At 27.2% G+C, this 342-nt stretch carries 1 protein-coding gene; it reads right to left on the reverse strand.

The window, feature by feature from the left end:
• On the reverse strand, nucleotides 1-208 hold a 208-nt coding region (locus tag V7161_RS22445), incomplete at its 3' end, for a DUF192 domain-containing protein (RefSeq protein WP_335715077.1).
• Nucleotides 209-342 lie beyond the last annotated feature (134 nt).

Raw genomic sequence — 342 nt, forward strand, 5'->3', positions numbered from 1 at the left:
ATAAAGGAATTAATGTGTTTTTCATCCAAAAGCCACCATATCTTTTTTCTGAAAACACAAATAACATCCCCTCGTTTTCGGATAATTTTTCAACAAACATTAAGCCCTTTTTTATTTTTCTTTTAGTATCAGCAACTTGAACGATTAAACTAGTTTCCCTGTTTCCACTGAGTATTTTTATCATTTTTGTTCTTATTCTATTTATCATGTTCACTCACCTTTGAGTATTATTTAAGCAGGAAAGAAATTTGATATCTTTTAAAAAGAAGTTCATGGGATTGAAATTTCTTGTTTTCAAAATTAAGAAAACAAGAAGAAAAAATAAATAGGAAAGCAACTTTT

The organism is Neobacillus drentensis, assembly GCF_036965425.1.
Lineage (GTDB): Bacteria > Bacillota > Bacilli > Bacillales > Cytobacillaceae > Neobacillus > Neobacillus drentensis_F.